The following is a 5,426-nucleotide window of genomic DNA, read 5'->3' as shown; positions in this document are numbered from 1 at the left end:
CCGAAACAAGACGCCGCATGCCTCCCTCATTCCGAGCTAGACCATGCCAGACCAGCGGAAATCAAGCGATGATGTTCGGTTGAGATACGGCTTCTGAACGTTCCAGGTTTGATCGAGTCCCTGACGAACCCGGGATGCCTCTGTATCTGTCAAGCCGGCAATGACGGGAAGCTGTCACGTACGGACCTGTGGAAGCCCGAGGGTGAGATCTCCTCGGGCTACCCGACCAACCTCAAGTCAGGCCAGGGTGACGTACCATTTCCCGCCGACCTCGCTGCAAGGCATGGGCGACATGGTGGTGGAACCCGTGACCGAGCCAGCGACGGCCGCCTGGTAGACCGTGGCGAAATCCGACGGCGAGCTTGGCATGCCCGAGCTCGGGTCGGCGTTGGCGACGCAGGGACTCGATGGGGCGCAGATGTTGCCCGTGACCTCGACCAGCGCCTCGGTGCCCTGGATCACCGCGCCGACGACCGTCACGGTGCCGGTGGCGGCAGGCTGTCCGGTGGTGCTCGCCAGACAGATGGACTGTGAGGCTGGCGTTATATATGAGCATGTTGCCGGCCAGTCGCCCGCCAACTCGCCCTGGTAGAAGCCGTCCACGGCATCCTGCGGCGTGTCGTAGCCGGGGGTGGCCGAGCGGGAAGGTGTGGCTGAAGTGGTGGTGCTGCTGGCCGAACTGGGGGTCGTGGCTGTAGGGGCGTTGCCGGTTGCGGCCGAACTGGAGGCCGTGGCCGTGGGGGTCGGAGTCGGTGTGGGTTGCGGGTTGAAACCCCACCCCCAGCGGACCTGGGTGACTCCGGAGGAGTTGGTGCTGGACAGGCCGCTGCCGTTGTGGGTTTCGAGCGTGTAGGTGTCGTCACCGGTCTTCAGGCCCGGCCAGTAGACGCTGCCGATACGCTCGGAGCGAGCGGTGTCGGTGACGGCGGCGAGGTAGGACTGGTACTGGCCGCCGTTGTGGTCGGCCAGGTAGTCGATGCCGGTGGTCATCGGCGCCCCGAACTCGTCGATGATCGTCCGGCCGCCGTAGCCGCCAATCCGGCCGCTGAGGTCGGACTGCCACTGCGATTCCTGCGTGTAGCTGTTCCAGTACCCGTAGTAGTGCAGCGACAGAAGCGTGCCATCGAGCGCCGAGGCCGCGCCGACACCGGTGACATTGTCGTTGTATTTGGTGCCGCTGATGATCACCCGGCCGCGTGGGATGTTCGCGTGGTCGGAAAGCCAGGTCGAGCAGATCGAGACCCAGTCGCCCAGCTTGTAGTCGTAGGGTTCGTTCAGCGGCTCGAAGTAGACGTTGGGGTTGCCCCCGTAGGCGTTGACCACGGTGTTCCACATCGACTGCCAGGCCGACATGTCCGTGATCGTGCCGACGTTCTTGCTCTCGGTCCATGCGCTGATGATGACCTTCATGTCGTCGGCCAACGCCGCGTCGATCGCCGCGTGGTAGGCGTTCCACCACGACTGGCCCACGCTCGGCGGATTGATCGGCAGGCGCACGGTGTTCGCGCCGGGGTTCGCCTGGAACGCCTTCATGAAGGCGTTGGCGATCCAATAGACCTGCGCGTACGAGTCCGAGGCGTCCAGCCCGTCCGGGATGACCCATCCCGAGTTGTAGTTGTCTCGGGTATCGGCCCAGTTCACTCCCTTGAATTCGGCTGTCGTGGAACTGGCAGGGTTCGAGGGCGCGGCTGTAGAAGTCGTAGCCGCCCCTCCTGTCGAAGTAGTCGAACCGGGGCAGCCGGCGAGCGCAAGCATTAGCACGCCGGCAACAGCAGCCGCTGCCAGTACCTCACCACACCTACGCATTGGTTACCTCCACGGGGACGGGCTAGTGTTCCGGCTCGTTGCCGCGCGTGCGGGGCTGTCGTGGTTTCCGGCGTGATCCTTCGGCCACATTCCCCGCAGAAGGCGTCCTGTGGTGCGATCCGCGCACCGCAGTTCGGGCAGTGCATCGTCTCGGGCGTCATCCGTCGCGCTCCTTGCGCCGCCGAACGGGCGGTAGTTCCCGGGGTGTTCGTCGCTCGCGTCATGCTTGTGCTGTGTCGGATCGACGCGGTCTTCGAGCGTTTCCGTCCCATTCCGAGGTCGTGGCGTGTCAGGATCCCGGCGGTGGTGTAGGTCCTGAGGGCGGCTGCTGCTTGAGCGCAGCGAACAGTCGTGCGAGCACCCGGTCCTGTGTGGCGTCGGCGTAAACGCCGAACGCGGTGACGACGAGGGTGAGGGCCAGGCCGAGATAGGTCCCGAATCCGGCACCTGCGCTTACTCCGAGGTCACTGCCGCTTGGGTAGGTGATCCAGCGGACGATCACGATGATCGTGCACAGCAGGCCGACGCCGGTCACCGTGGGCGGGCTCAGCAGGGCCGGCGGTCGGATGCCGAAGGCCGGCAGTGCGGTCGCGACGCCGAGACCGAGGAGCAGCAGCATGGGGATCCATGCATAGTTCAGGTTCCAGGCGTTGGCGGAGCCCAGGCGTCCGAGACCGCTGGCGGAGACGGTGTACCAGGGCAGGAAGCTGTCGATGAAGGCGAGCAGGCCGCACACCGCCACCACGCGGGCTGTGCGGTCGAGTTTCGCGATGTCGACTGTTCGCGTGCGGCTCACGTCAGCGGGATCGGCGGGTGGGCGCGGAGGCTTGGGGGTGATTTCTGGCTCGGGGGTCGGCTGGGTCGGCTCGTGTGGTGGCGTGTGCGGGGTTGTCGTGGCTTCCGGTCTGATCCTTCGGCCGCATCCCCGCAGAAGGCGTCCTGTGGTGCGGCCTGCGCACCGCAGTTCGGGCAGTACCGCGTCTGGGGCGTCATCCGTCGCGCTCCTTGCACCGCTAAACGACGGCAGTTCCGGGTGTACCAGTCTCCGGCTGATCTTCGACGTGGCATGGACTTAGCTGTGCCGACGCGACCATGACCTTCTCAAAATATGATCACTCGGTTGTATCGGTCGGGCAACTCGGCAACCCTGCGGCGCCGTTCAGCTCATGGCGGCATGGAGTCGGGCGCTGGCGCTCCCATGCCGACGATGGCGTGCCACGCCAGCCATCCGGCGAAGCCCAGCGGTACGCGTGGCCAGGGCCACCGTCAGCCGTCGCCGCCCGCGCCGCGTCGTCGTCCCTCGGGCGGGTCGTACCGGTGGAGAGGGTGGGTCAGATGGCATCCGCAGTCCTGGTGGGCAGGTTGTACTGCAGGGCGATCGGAGTCCACGCCACCACGAACGCGTTCTTGTCAGCGGCGGCCTTCCTGCTCTGGGTGGTGCCGTTGTCCCAGTCCGCCGTGTGCGGGGCGCTGCCCGGGGTGCATCCGCCGTTGGCCATCGCCCCGGCCCATCTCGCGTACGCGGTGTCCGCCGCAGCCGACTCCGACCACGCCCGGCTGAGCGTCTGCGTCGCGACGCCGCCGCCCTGGACCTGCGACACGTCCAGGCTGCCGAGCTGCGTGACCAGGGACCTGCGATCCCGCGCGGCCCGGGCGAGGGCGCTCTGGGCGGAGGAAACCGACCGCGAGTCGGTGCACTGATCGACCGCTGTGGCGGCGTTGACCACCTGCTGGCGGGAGCTGGCGGCCTGGCCGAGCAGCTGGTCCACGGCTGCCGCCTGTGCCTGGGCGGCAGAGGGCTGCCCGGTGGCTGATGTCGCGGGCAATGTCGGCGACACGGCCGCAACCGGCGGCGACTGGCCGGGGCCCGGGGAGAACGATGAAGACGACGACGGCACCGCGACGGACGGCTTACCCGCATGCGAACCGGTCAGTTGCGAGACCCCGAAGTACGCGCCGCCGCCCGTGAGCAATATGAGGAGCAAGCCGCCGACAATCAGGAGCCGGGACCGACCAGACCGGCTTTGCCCCGGTCCCTTCACTGCGGGTGGTGGTCCGGCTCCTGGTGCGCCCGCGTCCGAGGGCGCCGAAACGGCGGTCTGCTCGATGTCGGACGCCCGGCCCGCGTCGTCAGGAGCGCGCACCCCGGCAGCCGGCAGGGACAGCCCGCACACGGTGCAGTGAGCGGCGGCTTTGACTTCGTGACCGTTGGGACAGGTGACCATCATGGGAGCGCCGCAGACCGTACAGAACCTGGCTGCCGCCTTGCCCGGCGGAAGGGCATGGCCGTTGGTGCAGCGTGCGGTCGCCCGGTCAGTCATCTGGACTCCAGATGATCGAGGTTCCCCAGGCCCATGCTGCGCCTCCGACAGCAGCGCCGCATCACCGCGCGCACTCATACCAGAGACCCCGGTTGAGCGGCCCCGAGCTTGTCCACCACCAGTCGCTGCCTGTCCTCGGGCGGCACAACGATCTGGACCTCCGCCCTCGTGTGCCCCTGGCGATCAATGCGTTGAAGACATCTTTGAACCCGTCCTGACCTGCAGCGGCGCGCCGACCCCCTCCGGCCGTGATGCGCCCGGAGGGTCATGGAATCCACGACACGAGTCAGTCGATCCCGCGCCATCTCCTCGGCGTCCGCGATGATCACTGGTTCGCCGGGAACCGCCGAACATGCACTCGGTTCCCTGTTCACCCGATCGTCCCATATGGCGCATATCGACAAGTTGCGGTCGTTCGGCCGGCGGGAGACGGTGATCGACGGGTCGAGAATTCTCCATCTCGATTTGCGCGCATCGGCAGGGCGTCGCCGCGGCCGCGCCCCTAGCTTTGTTCAAGCAACGGATAGGCGTAACGCCATGAGACAACACGAGGCGTCGAGCTCCCGGAGCGCCCACCGTGCAAGGAGAACTGGCGCCATCCTGGCTTTGGCCGTTATGGCGCTCTCCTCCGCGGCCTGCGGCGGGTCGTCCAACAACGCCGCCCCGGCCAACTCCGTATCCAACACGACCGCACCGGCCGCCAGCACGCCGCCCGGCCTGCCGAGCGATTGGTCCAGCCTGGCGATCCGGGCCGCCACCGCCAAGGTCACGAACTGTGCTCAGGCCGCCTCTCTGGATCCCGACGGCTGTCCCAACCAGGCGCAGTCAGGGGCCAACGCGGTGGAGGCAGTTCACTGGGCCACGCTCAACGAGCCCCTTGCCCACGCGGTGGCTGTCCCAAGCCAGCCGGCTGACTCCGGCGGTACAGGTGGTACGGGCCAGGTCGACGTGTACGGCCTGTACCAGATGGACGTGTCCTACACGGTCTCCGGCCAGGGCATCCGGCCTTATCTCGACTACAGCGGGGGTACCGCTCACGCCACCATGAACTGGGACGGGACGTCGTTCCAGAACGTTCAGTACGTTCAGTTCTCCTCTGGCGACCAGCTCCCTCCCGGAGTCAACGTGCCTCCCTTCACCCGCCCGAGCCAGGCGACGGACGCCGTCGTGCTGGCCGCCGTCAAGGCCGGATTTCAGTGGACGTTAAGTCCGTTTCTGGTAGCGACCTCGTCCGGGTTGGGTGAGGAAGCCTTGGCGGACGAGTCGTCCGAGACGAGCACGGGTGACGTTGACCGATGC

5 protein-coding genes are annotated in these 5,426 nt (G+C 67.2%); 1 reads left to right on the top strand and 4 read right to left on the bottom strand.

The features are described 5' to 3' along the window. Positions 1–237 precede the first annotated feature (237 nt). The 4 genes from ACWC09_RS52130 to ACWC09_RS52115 form a co-directional block, all read right to left on the bottom strand. The gene (locus ACWC09_RS52130; protein ID WP_450859304.1) at positions 238–1,755 is read right to left on the bottom strand and encodes a cellulase family glycosylhydrolase; all 1,518 of its coding nucleotides are present in this window, start codon (positions 1,753–1,755) and stop codon (positions 238–240) included. Further along, positions 1,755–1,952, bottom strand: a complete 198-nt coding sequence (locus ACWC09_RS52125) for a zinc ribbon domain-containing protein (protein ID WP_450859306.1) — start codon at positions 1,950–1,952, stop codon at positions 1,755–1,757. The genes ACWC09_RS52130 and ACWC09_RS52125 overlap by 1 nt, the downstream gene beginning before the upstream one ends. A 143-nt stretch (positions 1,953–2,095) precedes the next feature. Next, positions 2,096–2,602 (bottom strand): hypothetical protein, encoded by a 507-nt coding sequence (locus tag ACWC09_RS52120; RefSeq protein WP_450859302.1) that lies wholly within the window; start codon positions 2,600–2,602, stop codon positions 2,096–2,098. Positions 2,603–3,137: 535 nt separating this feature from the next. Beyond that, on the bottom strand, positions 3,138–3,575 hold the full coding sequence (locus tag ACWC09_RS52115) for a hypothetical protein (protein WP_450859301.1): 438 nt from the start codon (positions 3,573–3,575) through the stop codon (positions 3,138–3,140). 819 nt (positions 3,576–4,394) lie between these two features. Between ACWC09_RS52115 and ACWC09_RS52110 the strand changes: the two genes are divergently transcribed. Further along, the coding region (locus ACWC09_RS52110) for a hypothetical protein (RefSeq protein ID WP_450859299.1) at positions 4,395–5,426 on the top strand (1,032 nt) is incomplete at its 3' end.

The organism is Streptomyces sp. NPDC001617 (assembly GCF_053596855.1).
The sequence above is the reverse complement of the archived record's forward strand: the minus strand, read 5'-3'. Positions and strand labels throughout refer to the sequence as shown.